This is a genomic window from Pirellulaceae bacterium, from assembly GCA_019636385.1.
In the GTDB taxonomy this organism is placed as follows: Bacteria; Planctomycetota; Planctomycetia; order Pirellulales; family Pirellulaceae; genus Aureliella.
In genome coordinates, this window is the sequence record JAHBXT010000004.1 from 183,920 (window position 1) to 201,434 (window position 17,515).

Here is a 17,515-nt window from a genome sequence, read left to right on the forward strand (position 1 = left end):
TGGTCTGGGCGAACGTCGACCGGTACGCCTACTTCTAGCAGCCTAGAATCGTCGAACTACTCTCTACTTCTCACAACCTTCAACCACGCGACCATCTCGATGGACATGCACACTTTGACCCGCGAGCTGCAACTCAAAAATGATTCGAAGATTGTCATGTTGGTTGCAGATGGACTGGGCGGCTTGCCAATGCAGCCAGGTGGCCAGACGGAATTGGAGACGGCACAGACTCCGAATTTGGATGCTTTGGCTGGGCGTGGTGTTCAGGGTCTGTCGATACCCGTCAAGCCCGGCATTGCTCCGGGATCTGGGCCGGGTCACTTGGGACTGTTTGGCTATGATCCGTTACGTTATCAGATCGGACGTGGAGCCCTAGAGGCGACGGGAATTGGATTTCAATTGCAGCCAGGTGATGTAGCCATTCGTTGCAATTTCTGCAGGTTGGATGCTGCTGGCAACATCGCCGATCGCCGGGCTGGTCGCATTTCGTCTGAGGAGAGTGCGCCGCTGGCTATCTCGCTGCGACAGATCAAGATTCCTGGTGTCGAAGTTTTCGTCGAGCCGGTCAAAGAGCATCGTTTTGTGGTGGTGCTGCGCGGTAGCGGACTGGGGGGCAACGTTAAAGATACCGACCCGCAAGCTGTGGGAGTCCCGCCGCTGGAACCAGTCGCGGTAGACCAAGCCAGCCATCGGACTGCAGAGGCGGCTGCAGAATTTCTCAGGCAAGCCAGGCAAATACTCAAGGCGGAAAAGAAGGCGAACTTTCACACCATGCGCGGATTTGCTTCGCGGCCCGATCTGCCGAGCTATCAAGAGGTGTATGGTCTGAGAGCCGCAGCGATCGCCGTTTATCCGATGTATCGCGGCTTGGCCAGCCTGGTGGGCATGGACGTCATTGGTCAGGCAGCTACGCTTGAGCAGCAAATGCAGGTGCTAAAAGACAATTGGGAGCAATACGACTTCTTCTTCATCCACTTCAAGTACACCGACAGCACCGGTGAAGATGGCAATTTTCAAGAAAAGGTGCGACGCATCGAAGAGCTGGATGCCAACCTACCGGCCATCACAGGCCTGAAGCCTGATGTGCTGATCGTGACCGGCGATCATTCGACGCCTGCGTTTCTGAAAAGCCACAGTTGGCATCCCGTGCCCACGCTACTGGTCAGCGAATGCTGTCGCCCCGACTCACACACTCGCTTTGGCGAAACCACGGCGATTACCGGCGGGCTAGGACAATTCGAAGCTCAGTATTTGATGCTGCTGGCGCTGTCTAATGCTGGCCGGATGGGCAAGTATGGGGCTTAGTGCTACAAAGGACAAACCAAAAATAGACCCCAGAGGCCCGATGCTTGTAATTCAGGCTACAACACTGTAATTCAAGCTGCAACACGATGCTTGCATCCCTAAACATCAGCCCATACAGGGATCTCGCAGACCGTTTTGTTGGAAGCCGCGCTGGCGAAGATGGCAAGCGTCACAGTGCTGGCAGGGTTGTCCGGTTATCGGATCGGGATCATAGCAACTGGATGTGGCTTGATAATCAACACCCAAGTGCAAACCCTGGGCGATGATTTGGGCTTTGGTCATGTGTATCAGTGGCGTGTGAATTCTCACCCGAGCACCCTCGACGGCGGACTTAATCGCCAGATTCGCCAGCGATTCAAAGGCAGCGATGTATTCGGGGCGGCAGTCAGGATATCCGCTGAAATCGAGCGCGTTGACGCCGATAAAAATATCATTGGCGGAAATGGTTTCTGCGTAGGCCAACGCCAATGACAGAAAGACCGTGTTGCGGGCGGGCACGTAGGTTACTGGAATATGTGTACCGATCTGCTCGACTGAATCATGTTTTGGCACAGCGATGGAATCCGTTGTCAGAGCCGATCCGCCGAACTGTGCCAGGTCAATATTCATAATGACATGCGCCGCCACTCCCTGTAGTTGTGCCTGCTGAACTGCACGCTGCAACTCTACAGTATGCCGCTGACCATAGCGAAAGCTGATGGCATGTACTCGATACCCTGCCCGCCGAGCAATCGCCAAAACGGTAGCTGAATCCAGGCCACCGCTGAGTAGGACAACACAGGGTTTGGTGGAGGTTGATGCGGTCATGCGACTGATGCATTCACGTCGCATGGGCGACAGATTACAGATTGAAGGAGCCAATAAAAAACTAGTCGGTATCGCGGTCCAGATTGCCGCTAAGTTGAATTGCGCGAATGAGCCGCAAGCCAGCCAACATGCTGAACGCGTAACCAATCAGACCCAGCAGACTCAAATCCTGCAAGCCCCACCAATCACCCGAGAACAGCAGTGGCGGCACTTTGAACGACAGTAGCAACGACGACCCCATAAATACGGAACTTACCAACATGCCCATAACCAGACGATTGGTGGACGGGCTAAGGCCCTTGTGTGCCAGATGCACATCCAGCCGACCTTCCTGGACGAGTTGCATGATGCTGCTGACTTGACTGGGTAGTTTTTCTAACATCGACTCCAGCTCGACGTAGATGCGATTGAGCCGCTTGACCTGACGCTTGGGAGATAGTCTTCGCAGCCACATTCGGCGAAAGAAGGGCTGCATCACCTCGATCAAACTCAGCTTGGGGGACAATTGATGCAGAGTACCTTCCAGGGTCACCAGCATCTTGATCAGCAGCGAAGTTTGCGGCGGCAGCGATATTTGATGGTTGTACATGATATCGGTGACATCATTCAGCGCTCCACTCAAGTCAAAGCTTTCCAGCGGCTGGGAACCATAATTCGCTACCAAATCTGCCACATCGATAGCCAGTGCGGCCTCGTCCAGTCGCGGTGGATTATTGCCAACCCGCTTAATCAGCGAAGTCAACACACCTGTATCCTGCGATATGACCGCCAACAACATCTCTTCGATGGTCTCGCGGAGGCGATCGTCGATGCGACCCACCATGCCAAAGTCGAGCAATCCAAGTTTGTTGCCATCCAGCACCAGAATGTTGCCGGGATGAGGGTCCGCATGATAAAAGCCATGAATGAAGATCATTTCGACGTACAGATCGGCAGCAATTTTTGCCAACGTTTGTCGAGCCTGCTCGCGGCTGGAGTCGACGTCAGCTTGTTTGTCCGCTAGCGCGCTGACCGGCACACCCGCAATGTATTCCATGGTCAGAACGCGCGGTGAGGAAAGTTTAGGGAATGCTGCCGGTATACGAACGGTCTCTAAATGACCATACTGCTTGCGAAAGACGATCAGATGTTGCAGTTCTCGCGAGAAATTCAACTCGCGACGCAATGATCTTGATAACTGCTCGACAATCACCTTAGGCTTCCAAACTGCAAACTCAGGAATATGTTCGGCCAACGTAGCCAGCCCGGCCATGATTTCCAGGTCTTCATTGACCGTCCTTTCGATGTTGGCATGCTGCACTTTGACGACCACCTCCGTGCCGTCAGGCAGCCGAGCGCGATGGACCTGACCGATCGACGCCGATGCGATGGCCCGATCGTGGAATTCGACGAACAGCTGATCGACAGGTTGTCCCAACTCGCGTTCAATCAACTCTTTGATCGTCTGGCCAGGGTCGGCAGGAACATTCGCCTGCAGTTGTGTAAGCTCTGTTGCCAAACTGGGACCGATCAAATCCGGACGCAGGCTGAGCACTTGACCTAGCTTGATGAATGTTGGCCCCAAATCCGTCAATGCCAATCGGATGCGTTGCTCGCGGGAATAGCTTGAGAGTGGGACTCCCTGATCGTCTTTGATCCAGTCGCGAATGAAATCAAACTTCAGTTGGCTCAACCAATCCGCCAAACCATACTTGCGCAAGACAGCCAGGATATCCTGCCAGCGGCGCAGATTACGATACAGTTGCGGTATCGAAGTTATTTTCATGGACACCTAATCAGCCGGCTTGTGTGATTAGCCCTGCGCAGCGGCCTTTGGCTATGCTGACCATCACAGGCTGCCGTTCGGCTCAGGGCTACCCTCCATCATACTTGATAAATCAAGTTTCCAAGCCGAAGTGGGCTCAAGAATCGCCACTGCTGGCCGCAGAGGCTTCTTCGCCGAGAGTATCTGGCGTTTTGAGCTGATCTGGCTGACTGACCCCGGGCGGTGTTTCCCCCGCACGTCTTGGTGGCTTTTGACGAACCTTCAAAATAATTCGCTCAGGTTCGATGATCAATTGTTCACAGCGCTGGAGCGTCTTGGATATCTGCACGTCTTTGTACAGGTCTCTGGCCAAATTCTCTTGCTTGAATATTCCCATGAGCTGTTCAGGAACTGGTTGTCCATTGGCTTCGGCGCTGACCGCATGGACGATCAGCACTCCATCCTGCAACTCAACGTGCATCGTGGCCGAACCATTGAAGTAGCGACCACGTCCTCCTGGCAGCTTGTCTACCGGGAAACTCACCTCAGCTCGCAGGTCACCATCCACGACACTGACGTATACTCGCCCTCGCAGTTCTGGGTTGTTGGCAATAAGCGCGTTGAGTTCTTCAATGGTTAGCACCAACTCCTGCGGTGCCGAGCCTTCATCGAACTGCTCGCGAAATTGTTCCAGTCGATCCACCGTCGCCTGAATTTGGGCATCGTCTATAGTGACGCCAGGCAATTCGACAGGCGTTTCTGAAGTATATTTTTGCAATTGCTGCTGGTAGAAGCTGTAGCCGCTGTACACCGCCAGTCCAACAGCCCCCATGACCAACAATAGGACAACTAGGCAGCCCACCGCCAAGCAGCCACATGAAGATCGTCGGCGCGGTGGCTCTGCCTCGATCCACTGCGGAGTCTGATTGGCCGGTTGATACGGTTGCGTATCGCTTAAACCATCATGCTGTGCAAAGTGACTCATGGCTTTGTGCTTTCGTCAGCGTCGAACAATATTCGCTATCAAGTGCATTCGTTGAAACATGACCAAGCTTGAACTCAATCGACGTATTTATACCAAGAATCTGTATGGGAATGCGACAGGCTGTATAGATTCACTAACAAGTACCCGTGGATCTGTTAGCAGCTAACAAAACTTGAAGAGATTTCAGCGTTAGCGTCGACCGACTTGCGCAGTGACAGTGCGCATTGAGGCGGGCACAAGCTCCTCGCTCCAAGTTGCGTAAAATCGCATAGAACTTTCTGGCCCTTGAAAACCCACTACTTGTTGATCCCAAGTCAAGTGCTTGCACAGCAGTCGTCCGGCGTCGATATCGAATTTGATCGTCCCCCGACTCAATTGCTGAGCTAACTGAGCGTCGATCACGGGACTATTGGTTGGAGTTAGTGGTTGTGTTACTACGCTGATTGTCGCTACACCTGCGGAGACACGTTCTAAGCGATAAGATTCACGCAATTTTATCGTCTTGAATTGATCTTGAGCTACTCGGATTCGCAGTTCGCGCGGCACATGCCACTGGGCACCAATTGCTACAGCCGCGTTGGGCAACGGTACCGTTGCGTCGCCAATACCCAGCAGAGGACAGTTGAACTGCTTGTCGCGAGCCAATACTTCGCCGGCTGGGCTGATGGTTATCGTGGCTAGTGGCTGATCCAAGGCTTGAGCAACGGATTGAAATACTTCCGGTGCCTGTAGGTCCACGGCACTGTCGTAACTATAGCTCTGATCGCCAATCGACTGCTGCAATTGAGCGCGGTCGACAGAATAGACTAACTTCATGTTGCCATCGGCATCGACCGACTGTACATCCCATACCTTCAGGCTTTGCGACCGAGAGGTGCTGTTTTCCTGGTCTGCGGCCACCATAGTTTGTGTCTCGGATTGGTGCACGACCTGAGAGACTATCTGTTGACCGGCCTGCAGCTTGTACTGTAGTAGCCAAGCTGTTTGAGCGCTGGCCGCACCGGCTAGTAGACACCACACCAGTCCAAAAGTGCTCCAAGTCGTTAGCTGGCCCGCAATCTGCGTGGCACGGAGTGGCTGTCCCTGCACGTCACTGATTCCCTAGAAGCCAAGCCTCGTTTACCTAAGTCTCCCACACAGTCTGGGTGATACCATGTTGTCCAATGTGCGCCAAGCCGGAACTTTTGTAGTTGCGCACCTCATGTTTAATCGCCCGGAAACACCCCATGAACTGGTTGTTCGTACTCGTACTCAGCCCCTGGCGGTCCTCGTACTCCTACTCGAACAGTGCGTTTCGAGTACGAGCACGAGTACCATTTCATTGAGTACGAGTACGATTCCAGCCCCCAAAGCGCAACTTCAAAAGCCAGAACCGGGGTTCTAAAGCTTTTGGAAGTAGGTCGATTGGCCGTTGTGAATCACCATTTCATTAGGACTGGCGTCATGGGCTTCGTTGAGCGCCTGCTCTAAGCGATCGAGCAAAGGTGTCGTTTCCTCGTTTTCGTCAGCATGGCCAACGCTGACTGCAAACCGGCTGGGAACAGTTGGCAATTCCCAAGTTTCCAGGGTAAGGTTCAAATTCAGAAGCACATCCGCCGCGCGTTCATGAGTCACAGCGCATGAGCAGCCTGGCAGGAACATACAAATCGTCTGCGGACGGTAGAGGCATAATAAGTCAATCCCGCGAACTTTGCTTTCAATGACCGTGACGACCTTTTGCCAGCTTTCTGAGTTTAGCGGAACCTGATCCTCATTGATGGCCTCCACCATGATAACTCCTGCCGGCAATCCCTTTTTCTGCAACGTGTCCAAATGCTCGGCTACACGTTCGACAAATGTTCCTAAATCTAAGCAGGCGGTAACGGGTCCGGAGTCCTCGGACCTCAGTAACTCGAGTTCAGTATTCAAATCACTGGAGGGGCTGTAGGTTCGCACTGATTTAGAAGCAGTCGGAACGCCAAAGTGAGCACGAAACTGTTCAGCGTCCAGATCTTCACCTTCGTCAGGAAATGGCTCCCAACCTTGACTAGCCAACCAGAATCCTTGATTTCGACCATTACGCTTGGCTTGGTACATACCTTCATCGGAACGCTCTGCGGCTACATTCAAATCGTCACCAGGCTGTACCAATGACAGCCCAGCGCTGGCCGTCACGACTAGCTCTAAATCTTCGTGCACGATCGGATTGGCGCTAACCGCCTGGCGAATCCTGGTGGCCTTCTTAATGAGCTGAACTTCGTCGGATGCAATCAGAACTATTGCAAATTCTTCGCCGCCGTGACGAGCCGCGAACGACTGCTGATCACAGGCTCCAGAAATCTTTCTCGCGAATGCGATTAACACGGCATCGCCGGCCGGATGGCCGTAGGAGTCGTTAATGCTCTTGAAGCGGTCGATATCCAGCAATAACAACCCCAAGTGTTGATTGGTCTTCGATTCCAAACATGACTGGAGGTATTCTTCTAGCGCTCGTCGATTCGGCAGTCCCGTCAATGAATCCGTTCGCGCCAGGTGAGTTGCCTGTTCGATGAGTTCCGTTTGTTCGGCAATACGTTGTCGAGCATCCTGTAGTTGAGCTTGCATCTCTGCATTGGCACCGATGATCTCAACGAACGCCGATTGCTGCCACTCAGGCGACCCCTCGGTAACCTCATTGATGGAGGCAGTGAATTGCTCCATCTTGGCGCTATGCGTATTGACATCGCTGAACATGCGGCTGGTGAGCGACTTGAGCTGGTTGGCGACCGCCCGCATTTTCTCTGCGTCAATTTGCTGCAGTACATTTTGTAGGTCGCTCTGCTCCCCTTCACCCTTGGCAGCCACGAACGACATGGTAACCGCTACTCCAGCAATCAGGCCTGCAAGCGTACATAAGAACTCGATCATATCAGCGTTTTGCTTAACTTTCGTGGAAAAAACCGGCGGCGAAGCCGCGCAGACAACAGGGAATCATGGCCTTTAGCATATAGGTCACGACATCAGCTAAAGCAAAGTTGTTTTGCTAGCACGGGCGAAGCTTGCCGATTTTAACAACTGCGCGAATTGGTTCGGCTTTTATTGACGTGCCGGGAATGTGCGTCATACTTATGGTCAGCGAGCGGAAAGAGCCATACATCTTGAACATTCAGCACGGAATCGCTCGTGGCGTTTGAGGCTCTAATTGGAGGATTCTGCCATGATTAAGTCCGGATACCGAGACGTAACCGGTCGCCTCCGCATCTTGTTGGCGGAAAGCCCGATCGCTGAAATTCGGACAATTCGAGTTCAGCAAGACGGGGATCGCGTCACATTGCAAGGTCGCGTGCGAACCTTTTATGCCAAGCAGATGGCTCAAGAGACAATCCGAGGAGCTACCCGAGGACTTCAAATCGTGAATTCAGTTGATGTCGACTGATGTAATTTGAGCTGGTTGATCAGCGCACGTAAGAGCTGCTCCAATTCCGACTGGCCGCTGATGATCTCTAGTTCTATTTCCAGCGCCAGCAGTTCACAGCTTCCAATATGTGTAGTCTGTAGTTTGACCAGGTCCTTGACGGTGCACACTAGCTTTGCTCCTGTGTGCTGGCTGGCCCAGTCACGAAGCCATTGCACATCTTCTGCAGAATAAGCATGATGATCTGGCCAGCAATGAGTGCCGACCAGTTCGGCACCCAATCGTTTGAGCGTATCAAAGAATGCAACCGGATTACCGATACCACAAAATGCTAGTATCTTTGCGCCGACGACTATATCGAGTGACCAATGTTGATCGGGATAACCCCATAGAGACACGGGTCGGTGAATGGCATGCACACATACCGCAGTCGGTTGATGCTGATGTACTTGCTGGACAATGCGCTGCAGATCGCGTGGTGAAATATGGTCTGCCCGCGTAATGATGACTGCCTGGGCACGCGACAGACTGGACATCGGCTCGCGACGTAATCCGGCTGGCAGCAACCACTGCGCGGCAGGCGTATCGGTAGCGTCAATGAGCACAATATCCAAGTCTCGCGCCAAGCGGCGATGCTGAAAGCCATCGTCCAGCAGCAGGACTTGCATCTCCAATTCTTCGTGCGCCAATTGGGCCGAAGCGATGCGATCCCAATGCTGCAAATGAGGCACATCAGGAAATTTCAATTCCAACTCCAAGGCTTCGTCGTTGCGGCCGGAGTCCAATTGTCCATAACCGCGACTCAGGATAGCCACGCGTAGGTTGCGCTGTCGCAACCATCGGGCAATCCAAGCCACCACAGGACTCTTGCCTGTGCCGCCGACCGACAGATTTCCCACGGAGACGATCGGTAGCGGACTGCGAAAAGTCTTGTTCCACCCCCAATCGAAAAGGCGATTGCGCAGCAGTATGGCAACGTAGTACAGCAGGCTGGCGCAGCGCAATGCGTATCGCGCTAGTCGATCGTACCAACGCGGGTTGGAACGTGTGAGCCACTCACGCCAGCTTGTCAACGCAGCGCCTCGCTATAACACGGGACCAACCAGCCACGGAACAAACTCTTCATCCCCTAGCGACAAACGCTCGCTACAGGTTGGACGACCGCTGGCAACAGCTAACAATTCCTCAAACAGTTCACGCCCTAACTGCGGGATGTCGCGACCATGTAGAACCGGCCCGGCGTCAAAATCCATGTCGTCGGACAGGCGCTGAAACAGCTGGCTGTTGGATGCAATTTTAAAACTTGGAACCGGCTTGAATCCAAAACAGCTACCGCGCCCCGTCGTGAATGCAACTAGATTAGCACCTCCGGCCACCATACCTGTCACGCTGGCGGGGTCGAAGCCTGGCGTGTCCATCACAACCAGGCCCGACTGCTGAACTGCCTGAGCGTATTCGTAAACCGCTTCCAGCACCGACGATCCGCCCTTGGCCACCGCTCCGAGTGATTTTTCGGTAATTGTCGTTAACCCCCCAGCCTTGTTACCTACCGACGGATTATTGTCGAACTGTTCACCATACTGCTGACAGTATTGCTTCCACCATTCCAGCCGCTCAAGTAGCTTGTCCGCTACCTCTTGTCGCCTGGCACGGCGCACCAGCAGGTGCTCGGCACCGTAGATTTCTGGAGTCTCCGACAGTATCACGGTGCCTCCACAACCGACTAGCAAATCGGCGGCTGCACCCAATACTGGATTGGCCGAAATTCCTGAATAACCATCCGAACCTCCGCATTCCGTAGCCAACATCAGATGGCTGGCACTGACCGTTGTGCGTCGTGCCAAATTGAGTTGTGGAAGTAACTGACGGACGACATCCACTCCATAGCGAACTGTTTTTTCTGTCCCCCCCAAGTCTTGAATGGTCAACATGGGAATGAGGCGCGCCGTTGATTGCTCCGCAGCCACAGAACCGGCGGCGTTGGTTGAGACAGCGGAACTGGGGAGATGTATTTGATGAAGATTCTCGGAGCGTTGTAAGTGATCCAGCGATCCCTGTTCGCACCCCAGTCCGACGAACAAACAGCCACCTACGTTTGGGTGGCGAGCCATGGCTGCTAAGACTCGCGAAAGCATGCGATGACGCGATCCCTCCCACGCCATGGCGCAACCGCCTTCATGACGAAATGAAATCACACCGTCAACGTTTGGAAAATCTTGTAGCGCAGTGCCCTCAAAGTGCCGGGCGATCCTGCGGGCCACCGACGCAGAACAGTTGACGTTGCTGATGATCGCCAAATAGTTGCGCGTACCGACGCGACCGTTGGGACGAACATAGCCGTCAAAAGTGTACTGACGATCCACTGGTGGATTGACCGGTAGCTCAGTCGATGATGCCTGAGTGTCCACCTGATGCGTGCACGAAACGTTGTGCGTATGGACATGTTGCCCGGCAGAAATGGGGATGCTGGCTTGCCCGATCGGCCAGCCAAACTTGACAATTTCTTGGCCCTGGCGATGGTCGCAAATCGCCAGCTTGTGTCCGGCTGGAATGTCCTGCCGAGCCACAATGTTTCGCCCCAAAACACCGACACTCAGTCCCGCCGCAACAGGGCGTGTGCAAACTACCACCGTGTCGCGCGGATGTATGAGTATTGCCGTAGGAGATTCGGTTGAATCAGGCACGAGACTGCCAATGGGTTGAGGACGGGGTTTGCCGGACGGGTTATGATAAAGCTATAGTCTCCGCCTGGCCAGTATCTGGGTGGCCGGAATCCCCGGAGCCGACCCGATCGCAGATGCCAATTGCATTCGCCACCATGAGTTCCATGCTGACACCTTCTCAGCCTACTAGTACCGCCAATCGGTTGAGTGCCGACGATGTTGATCGTCAACTCGCGAGCCATATAGCGCAGGCGGCTCAATTCATTCGCCTGTTGGACATATTGATTGCTTTGATGTCCTGGGTGGTCCTGCTGCTCAGCCTGTGGCTGGTGGCCAGCGCTATCGACCACTGGATCATTCCTCTCTCGGTGCCACTACGGTGGATCGCCTGGCTAGCGTTTGTTGCAGCAAGCCTCTGGCTGTCTTTCAGCCGCATTGCACCGCTCATCGGAAGACGGATCAATCCTGTCTACGCCGCGCACAGGATTGAACAACTGCTTCCCGAATTCCACAACGGTCTCATTTCCTGGGTGCAATTGCGCTCACTGCCGGAACAAGGCGTGCCTAAAGGGGTGATGGCGGCGCTCAGTTATCGAGCTGTCAGGTATTTGGGCGGTCAAGAACCATCGGCGACTGTCGATACGACGGGACTGATCAAATTGGTGGGTACCAGTTTGTTGTTGACGATCGCTCTAGCCGTATACGCGATGTTATCTCCCAAAAGCCTGCTGGAAACTGGCAAGCGAATTGCGTTTCCGTGGCGGAGCATCGTCGCACCGACTCGCGTAAATATCTGGGAAGTATCGCCCGGCGACGTCGAATTAACATCTGGTACGCCGCTCAAGGTCGAAGCTCATCTGCGCGGACTAACTCCGGACATGCCCGTCTGGTTATGCTTTGACTCGCTGGATGGCCAGTTCGTCAATCAACGCACGCAATTGTCCGCCGTCGTCGAAGGTACGCATTACTCCGGTCAAACGGGGACCGGGTCGCAGGGCGTGGAGCAGGATCTGCAGTATTGGATCGAAGCCGGCGATGCGCGCAGTCGGTCGTTCCGCGTGCGCGTGAGCCCACTGCCGACACTAGCTGTCAACCGCGTGCGATTGGAGTATCCCCAGTATACGCGACTTGAGCCGGCTGACTTTCCAGCAACCGCCGACGTGGACGCCGTTGAAGGTTCACGAATGTTGGTCTGGGGCACATCCAATCAGCAATTACAGCGAGCTCGATTGGCCATCAATCCGGAATTAGACAGTTCGGGAAATGTCGCGCGCGCCAGCGAATACTTCGAGCTGAAAGTCGATGACTTGCAATTGCACGGATCTTGCGTTTTGTCATCGCAGCACAAGTCTTATGGTCTACATGGTACGGTACCACGAGGCCAGTCGAATCGCTTTCCAGTGGTTCGAGCGTTGAACGTTTTTAGCGACGCCGCACCTGAATGCGTGCTGGTTGGACCGGAAAATCGCATTGTTCGCGTTGCTCCAAACAGTCGACTGAGTTTGGAAATCCGCGCCAGTGACTCCGATTTTGGGCTATCTCAAGTGCACCTGACTCTCAAACTGGACCAAGGTCGCGAAGTCAAGAAAGTGCTACTTGAGGACGCGCACCTCGGACCCCGACCGGTATTTCAAAGAGTATTTTCAGTACCCGTCAACGTTGGATCGGTCAATGCAGTTCCCGGCGATCGAATTCACATTCTGGCGACGGCAGCCGACAATCGACACGATCCGCAGTCGGGACAGTTCAGCCCCAATACACGCGATTCTTTGCCACTGATCCTGGAGGTCGTCGGTCCCCAGCAAGCCGAGATACCACCTGAACTGCAGCGGCCTGCTCCATCACCTACGTCGCCTACCGCTAATTTGTCAGACCACAGCTCGCCGCAGCCACCAGCACCATCGCGATCATCGTCCAGCCCGTCGCCAGAATCATCAAGCCAACCACCGGGGGAATCTAACCAGTCACAGCAATCTGCGGCCAACCAATCAAGTGGCTCTGACAACTCTCAACAGTCCAGCGGTGGTCAACAATCCAGTGGCGACCAACAATCCAGTGGCGACCAACAATCCAGTGGCGACCAACAATCCAGTGGCGACCAACAATCCAGCGGCGACCAGCGATCCAGCGGCGACCAGCGATCCGACAGCAGTCGGCAATCCGGTAGCGGCCAGCCGCCAAGTGGGAGTAACCAGCAATCTACTGACGGTACACAACGGTCATCCAGTGATTCGCAACCATCCACCGGCGAGCCACAATCTTCATCTGCCAGCTCGCAGCCATCATCGGACCGTTCGCAGCAGCCGGAGGCTAATTCTGATTCAAAGGCCGGCAGCAATTCAACTTCAGGTGAAGGTGACTCAGTTGGCAACACCAGCGGCGATTCCAGCCACACTCAATCGGACTCCGGTAACTCGTCGGCTGACCATCGCCGCGATCAAGAAACTCTGGAGAAGGTACAGCGATTCCTGGAGAGTCAACGGAATAATCGTTCTCACCAACAGTCCCAACAATCTTCAAATAACGATCCATCATCAGGAGCAACTCAGCCCAGCGACGGTCACGACAGCCATGCTCCGCCCAGCAACGGCCAGGAACAGAAGTCTCCGCAGCCAGATTCTCTACAGTCCGATTCCAATCAATCGAACTCGCGAAGCGAAACTCAACAGCAACCTTCGCAACAATCGGCTACCCCACAGTCGGTCGTTGAGAATTCGAATGTCCAGCAGCAAGATTCGCAATCTAAAGCATCTAACTCACGACAGCCAGGCTCACAACAGCCAAGCTCTGAACAGCCCAGTTCTGAACAGCAGGATTCAGCTCAGCAGGATTCCAGTCAGAGTGGCCCCAATCAAGACGCATCCCCTCAATCAGAAGTAGGTCAGCAAACATCGAAACGGTCAGACTCCCAACAACCGGGCACGCAGAAACAACCATCTCAGCCACAGAACGCTTCTGAGCAATCCGGGTCTGCTCAGCCAGGTACCGATCAACCCGGTGCAGAGCAGCAGACATCACCTCAGCCGGAAACGAAACCAGGGAGTTCTCAGCCACACGATCCTCAGCAGAAAGGCCAGGGATCCAAATCAACCGCCGATTCCAAACAATCAACCTCAGGCTCTCCAGGCGGAACGTCGAAACAGGAAACCGGTTCAGAGAAACCATCTCCTTCCTCATCCAATGCGCAACCCGGTCGTGGTTCCAAGGGGGCCTCAAGTTCTGGGCCAGCCGGAGCAAGCGACGGAACTAGCCAAAGTGCCGAACCGAATCAAACATTCTCCGAACAATCCACCGACTTGGCTTTGGATTATTTGGACCGGCAGCGCGAGCAGCCCGATCCCGAATTGCTGCGCGAAATGAATTGGACGGAGAAAGACCTGAGCGACTTTGTCGAACGTTATAGGGCCGCTCGATCGCTGTCTACCACAGCGCAGCCGTCCCCCCAGTCCAGCGAAGATTTGCGGACGCTGCGATCGCGTGAGAATACTACATCAACGCTTGCCCCTAGCGGTCGTGGTGACGACTTTCGTCAACAGCTTGACGGCGGGGGACGGACGCGTCCACCAGAACGGTTGCGGCGACAAGTGGAAGAATTTCAGCGTGCACTTAGACAGCGCCAGCCGTAGCCGACTCGTTCGACCCGACTACTCATTCTTTAGCCGTTTGATGCTTATGTCCGACCATCCGCCTTTTGCTCAAAGCGATGCCGATCCTACGGATTGGCTTGACCAAGCGCGCACTGGTCAGCTCTCCTGGACTCAAGTTGCGGAGCGACTGTTGCGCTTGGAACATCCCTCTGGGAGAGAACATCAACCCGATGTCGATCGCTTGCGGCGTTGTGGATTTGGTGAAGTCATTTTCGGCGAGAACAAGTCGGCTCGGTCGATCATCACCATTGCGGCCCGTCTGTTGGATTCAAGCCAGGATGAAGTTCTGGTCACGCGCTGCCATTTGCTGGATGTGCCAGCCATCGTTGCGGGATTCAAACACGCCCGTTTTGATTGCTTAGGACGCACGCTGCGACTGAGCCATCGCCTCATCGATGACACAATTCTGGCGCCCCATGAAGCTGCCACTGCCCAAGTTTGCGTGGTCACCGCCGGCAGTACAGATTTGCCGATTGCTCGCGAAGCGCTAGAAACGTTGGCATGGATGAGAGTGCCCTGCCGACTGCTGTCTGATGTTGGCGTGGCTGGTCCCTATCGGCTGTTACCGCATCTGGACAATCTGCGAACTTGCCGTGCGATCGTGGTCTGCGCAGGGATGGAAGGCGCTCTGGCCAGCGTACTGGGTGGCTTGGTACCCTGCCCTGTCATCGCTGTACCTACCAGCATCGGATACGGCGCCAACTTGGCTGGCATCACCACGCTACTGAGCATGATGAGTAGTTGTGCAGCAGGCGTGAGTGTGGTCAATATTGACGCTGGATTCAAGGGCGGATACGTCGCGGGCTTGATCGCCGCTAGCCACCCACAGGCATCTCCAACGAATCATTCATGCTGAACAACAACCTCATGCCTGCCCAACGCCGTTTGCCATTGATTCTTGCCAGTCAGTCTCCGCGACGCCGCCAGCTGCTTGAGGATGCCGGTTATACATTCCAAATTGTGGTGCCCGATGCAAATGCGGAACCCGTCGATGAGCAACTTCGTCGCAACGAGTCTATATCACAATTTGTTCAGCGACTTGCGCGCCAAAAAGCAGCCGATGTTGCGGCTCGTGTTTCTCAGCCGGCATTAGTAGTCGGTTGCGATACAGTAGCTGATATCGATGGGCAGATTCTAGGCAAGCCGCGTGATCGTGCCGATGCTCAACGCATGCTTATGCAGCTTAGCGGACGTCGCCACAGCGTGTGGAGTGGATTGTGCATTCAACACACGACCTCGAAGCGATCCTGGTCCGAAAGCGCCGAAAGCCAACTGGACATGCGGTTGCTCGCGCCTTGGGAATTGCAAAGCTATCTAGACTCAGGCCAGTGGCAAGGCAAGTCGGGCGCATTCGGATTTCAAGATGGTCCACCCTGGCTGGCTCTAGTCGCGGGCAGTGCAGACAACGTGGTCGGTCTACCGCTGGAATTGTTAGCACGATTACTACAGCAGGCACAGTCGATCGTGGACAATCAGTCGTGAACTAAGACTCCTGGGAAGGCGGATGTGGTCGTAACGCCGCTCAGATTCAAATCGCTGGCGCAATGCCGCTCGCAATGCTCAACTTGGATCAGGGCCCAACTTGGATCAGGCCGACAACCGCCTCGTCGTGATCGCCAATACAAATCCGTATCATTGCACATAACCGTACTGCGAGCCTCGGACAGTTTCTGTCGATGCTGCCTCGATACTGCCCATCCAACCCGTCGGTGGCACCAATCGCAGCCAGAAACTGAGCTTGCAGGCGACCGGGCATTCTACAGATCGACCTGTCGGTCTAGGTACCAAACTCTGGGCGACGACGACCGAGTTGCTCTTGGAGCCGTGAAACGATGCTGGAATGCATTTGACTGACGCGACTTTCGCTGAGATCGAGCGTAGCACCGATCTCCTTCATTGTCAGCTCTTCGTAATAATACAAAATAATGATGAGTCGCTCGTTACGATTGAGACCTTTGGTGACCAGCCGCATCAAATCGCTCTTTTGGACTCGCCGCGTGGGATCTTCGCCACGCTTGTCTTCCAGAATATCGATCTCGCGCACATCTTTATAGCTGTCGGTTTCGTACCACTTCTTGTTGAGACTGACCAGGTTCACCGCACTGGATTCGGCTTGCATGCGCTCCAGTTCCACGATGCTGATCTCCATGTACTCAGACAATTCTTGGTCGGTAGGTGCTCGGCCATAGCGCATCTCCAATTTCTTCTTGGCTTCACCCAGCTTACTAGCTTTACTGCGCACCAATCGTGGAACCCAGTCCATGCTGCGCAATTCATCCAGCATTGCACCGCGAATACGAGGCACACAGTAGGTCTCGAACTTGACTCCACGGTTGACGTCGAAAGCTTCGATGGCATCCATCAAACCGAAGATGCCAGCGCTGATCAAGTCGTCCAACTCGACACCATCTGGCAGGCGTTGCCAAATGCGATCGCCATTGTAGCGCACCAGAGGCATGTATTGTTCGATCAGTCGATTGCGCCATTCCACATTGTCGGGGTCGGCTTTGTATTGCTTCCAGACCTCCTGGATATCTTCTTCGGATGCGATTTTCGTGGCCATCCATTCCTCCGTGAAACGACTGACAAAGCGTAATTGAAGTTGTTGTAAGCTGTGCGGACTGCGGCTAACGATAGCGGGTTTTTAGCGATAACCTGAAGCCAAGGCTATGCCAACTTCTCGGAACTGCCGACGGAATCCGGTCGACTGGCGGCGCGCGTTTCAAGGCTGGCGATTTCCTGACGGAATCTAGTTTCCACCGATTCGGCAACAACGCGATCGGCCGTATAACCGATCACCAAACCAATGCCTGCAAACACAAAGAAGAACAGCAGACTCTGGGTCAAGATTTCGTTGGGTGGCATCCCCAATACCAGACCACGAGTAATTGCCAGTGACAGCGCGACGGCAGACAACACTCCAGAATATGCACGGGCCATTCCCTTGTCCCTTGTGAATATAGTGATTGCGCACGCGCAAGTACGGCTACT

At 54.3% G+C, this 17,515-nt stretch carries 14 protein-coding genes; 5 read left to right on the forward strand and 9 right to left on the reverse strand.

What is annotated here, in order from left to right; translation table 11 throughout:
• The first annotated feature begins 99 nt into the window (after positions 1 to 99).
• Complete coding sequence (locus KF752_15255; protein ID MBX3422910.1) at positions 100 to 1,305, forward strand: 2,3-bisphosphoglycerate-independent phosphoglycerate mutase; 1,206 nt, start codon at positions 100 to 102, stop codon at positions 1,303 to 1,305.
• 105 nt (positions 1,306 to 1,410) lie between these two features.
• Here the strand turns inward: KF752_15255 and queC are convergent, their stop codons facing one another.
• The 5 genes from queC to KF752_15280 form a co-directional block, all read right to left on the reverse strand.
• Complete coding sequence (gene queC, locus KF752_15260) at positions 1,411 to 2,136, reverse strand: 7-cyano-7-deazaguanine synthase QueC (GenBank protein MBX3422911.1); 726 nt, start codon at positions 2,134 to 2,136, stop codon at positions 1,411 to 1,413.
• Positions 2,137 to 2,173: 37 nt separating this feature from the next.
• Positions 2,174 to 3,877, reverse strand: coding sequence for an AarF/ABC1/UbiB kinase family protein (locus KF752_15265; GenBank protein MBX3422912.1), 1,704 nt, complete (start codon positions 3,875 to 3,877; stop codon positions 2,174 to 2,176).
• A 136-nt stretch (positions 3,878 to 4,013) separates the two neighbouring features.
• Complete coding sequence (locus tag KF752_15270; protein MBX3422913.1) at positions 4,014 to 4,841, reverse strand: hypothetical protein; 828 nt, start codon at positions 4,839 to 4,841, stop codon at positions 4,014 to 4,016.
• Between the two features lie 189 nt (positions 4,842 to 5,030).
• Entirely contained in the window at positions 5,031 to 5,930 is a 900-nt protein-coding gene (locus KF752_15275) for a hypothetical protein (GenBank protein ID MBX3422914.1), read from the reverse strand.
• Between the two features lie 291 nt (positions 5,931 to 6,221).
• A complete protein-coding gene (locus KF752_15280; GenBank protein ID MBX3422915.1) occupies positions 6,222 to 7,727 on the reverse strand; it encodes a GGDEF domain-containing protein in 1,506 nt (501 codons plus the stop codon).
• Positions 7,728 to 8,016: 289 nt separating this feature from the next.
• Between KF752_15280 and KF752_15285 the strand changes: the two genes are divergently transcribed.
• Entirely contained in the window at positions 8,017 to 8,235 is a 219-nt protein-coding gene (locus KF752_15285; GenBank protein ID MBX3422916.1) for a BON domain-containing protein, read from the forward strand.
• Here KF752_15285 and lpxK read toward each other — a convergent pair.
• Complete coding sequence (gene lpxK, locus KF752_15290; protein MBX3422917.1) at positions 8,205 to 9,287, reverse strand: tetraacyldisaccharide 4'-kinase; 1,083 nt, start codon at positions 9,285 to 9,287, stop codon at positions 8,205 to 8,207. The genes KF752_15285 and lpxK overlap by 31 nt on opposite strands.
• 12 nt (positions 9,288 to 9,299) lie before the next feature.
• Entirely contained in the window at positions 9,300 to 10,898 is a 1,599-nt protein-coding gene (locus KF752_15295) for an altronate dehydratase (GenBank protein MBX3422918.1), read from the reverse strand.
• A gap of 143 nt (positions 10,899 to 11,041) precedes the next feature.
• Between KF752_15295 and KF752_15300 the strand changes: the two genes are divergently transcribed.
• From KF752_15300 to maf, 3 genes are read left to right on the forward strand one after another with little or no spacing between them, the layout of a single operon-like run.
• The gene (locus KF752_15300; protein ID MBX3422919.1) at positions 11,042 to 14,503 is read left to right on the forward strand and encodes a hypothetical protein; all 3,462 of its coding nucleotides are present in this window, start codon (positions 11,042 to 11,044) and stop codon (positions 14,501 to 14,503) included.
• Positions 14,478 to 15,380 carry a nickel pincer cofactor biosynthesis protein LarB gene (gene larB / locus KF752_15305; protein MBX3422920.1) on the forward strand — a complete coding sequence of 301 codons (903 nt, stop codon included), beginning with the start codon at positions 14,478 to 14,480 and terminating at the stop codon, positions 15,378 to 15,380. The genes KF752_15300 and larB overlap by 26 nt, the downstream gene beginning before the upstream one ends.
• Before the next feature lie 11 nt (positions 15,381 to 15,391).
• Positions 15,392 to 16,006, forward strand: coding sequence for a septum formation protein Maf (gene maf, locus KF752_15310; GenBank protein MBX3422921.1), 615 nt, complete (start codon positions 15,392 to 15,394; stop codon positions 16,004 to 16,006).
• Positions 16,007 to 16,301: 295 nt separating this feature from the next.
• On the opposite strand, the gene KF752_15315 is transcribed toward maf, so the two are convergent.
• Both KF752_15315 and KF752_15320 read right to left on the reverse strand, forming a co-directional pair.
• Positions 16,302 to 17,087 (reverse strand): FliA/WhiG family RNA polymerase sigma factor, encoded by a 786-nt coding sequence (locus KF752_15315; GenBank protein ID MBX3422922.1) that lies wholly within the window; start codon positions 17,085 to 17,087, stop codon positions 16,302 to 16,304.
• 104 nt (positions 17,088 to 17,191) lie between these two features.
• Positions 17,192 to 17,464: a hypothetical protein gene (locus tag KF752_15320; protein MBX3422923.1), complete on the reverse strand. Its 273-nt coding sequence runs from the start codon at positions 17,462 to 17,464 to the stop codon at positions 17,192 to 17,194.
• Positions 17,465 to 17,515: the final 51 nt, after the last annotated feature.